At 57.2% G+C, this 1,621-nt stretch carries 3 protein-coding genes; 2 read left to right on the forward strand and 1 reads right to left on the reverse strand.

All coding sequences use genetic code 11. The features are described 5' to 3' along the window. The coding region (locus ACXRVY_RS28020; RefSeq protein ID WP_458238837.1) for an integrase core domain-containing protein at positions 1-187 on the forward strand (187 nt) is incomplete at its 5' end. Between the two features lie 71 nt (positions 188-258). Here the strand turns inward: ACXRVY_RS28020 and ACXRVY_RS28025 are convergent. After that, positions 259-948, reverse strand: coding sequence for a GntR family transcriptional regulator (locus ACXRVY_RS28025; protein ID WP_007987445.1), 690 nt, complete (start codon positions 946-948; stop codon positions 259-261). A 140-nt stretch (positions 949-1,088) separates the two neighbouring features. Here ACXRVY_RS28025 and ACXRVY_RS28030 point away from each other — a divergent pair. Continuing rightward, a partial coding sequence (locus tag ACXRVY_RS28030) for an ABC transporter ATP-binding protein (protein WP_458238838.1) occupies positions 1,089-1,621 on the forward strand: 533 nt, incomplete at its 3' end.

The raw sequence follows: 1,621 nt of genomic DNA on the forward strand, positions 1-1,621 counted from the left end.
GGATAACGCCCCGATGGAGCGTTTCTTTGGGAGCCTTAAATCAGAGTGGGTGCCAGAAGATGGCTACAACTCTGAGCATGAAGCCCGCATAGACGTGCAACGCTACGTGATGCGTTACAACAACGTCAGGCTCCATAGCTACAACGGCTATCGTTCACCGGTAGCTATGGAAAAACTGGCGGCATGAAAACCGTAACTGGTGTCCAAAATTAGTTGACCAGTTCAGGCTCGCTCCTACAGTTTGGTGTTCAGAGGGGTCTAGACCTCAATCAAATGCTTGAGCGGGTTGTAACTGCTTTTCAGGGTGGCCGCGACGTCGAGGATCGCCTTCTCGATGCCATTCAAATGCATGCAGGTCAGTTCGATGGCCGCGCTCTGGTTGCCCGCTTCGATGTACTCGATCAGCCGCAGGTGTTCGTCGTCGCGGCAGGCCTCGTGGCTGTCGTCATCCAGTGCGGCGGCATACAGCGACGCCCGGGAAATCAGCTTCTGGAACCAGTCGAGCAACACCGGGTTGTTCAGGCTGCGGGCCAGCTTGATGTGGAACTCGCCGAGCAGGTGAATCAGCCGTTCGTGATCACCGCTCTGATGCGCTTCATCTTCCAGCAGCAAATGATCGCGCAGGTCCTGGGTCACCGCCGTATCGCGACGACGGCACAGTTCGCTGACGATACCGATCTCGATCAGACGCCGGGTTTCGAACAACGAGCGGATCTCTTCGTCACTCGGCAACGACACCGACGCACCTTTATTGGGCTCGGTGGTGACCAGTCCATCGGCTTCCAGTTGCTTGAGCGCGGCCCGAACGGACGTGCGGCTGACATTGAATAGCTCGGCCAGTGAGGCTTCGCCGAGTTTCATGCCCGGACGCAACGAGCGTTTGCTGATCGCCTCGTAAACCCCTTGGTAGACGCGGTCGACCGTGGTTTCCAGTTTCTTTTCCGTCATTCATCAACTCCTCGCGCCCTGCGCAACCAACCCTGGCGACTGAACAGCCTTTGAAAAAGGGGCTTGCACGGGCAGATTAATCCGGGTATTTCTAAATTGCATCCATATTTTGCATACAATAATTAGAGGAATGCACCATAATGGGTCATCCAATAGCAATCGAAGTGCGAAACGTCTCAAAGCGATATTCCGACGATCCGGGGCTGGCGCCAGCCCTGGACAACGTCTCGGTCGACATTGCCGACAACGAATTCTTCACCCTGCTCGGCCCCTCTGGCTGTGGCAAAACCACCCTGCTGCGCACCATTGCCGGTTTCGAGCATGTCAGCGACGGAGAGATCCGCCTCGCGGGCGAGCCGGTCAACGATTTGCCGCCGTTCAAGCGTCGGGTCAACACCGTGTTCCAGAGTTACGCGCTGTTTCCGCACATGAGTGTTGCGCAGAATATCGCCTTCGGCCTCGAGATGCAGGGCCTTGATCGCAAACTGATCCCCCAGCGGGTCAATGAGATGCTCGCACTGGTTCAAATGGAGCACCTGGCCAAGCGCAAACCGGCCGAACTATCCGGCGGGCAACAGCAACGGGTGGCTCTGGCCCGGGCCCTGGCACCGAAACCCAAAGTGCTTTTGCTGGATGAACCGCTGTCGGCCCTGGACCTCAAGCTGCGCAAGGA

It is taken from the genome of Pseudomonas sp. P5_A2_2 (assembly GCF_054177685.1).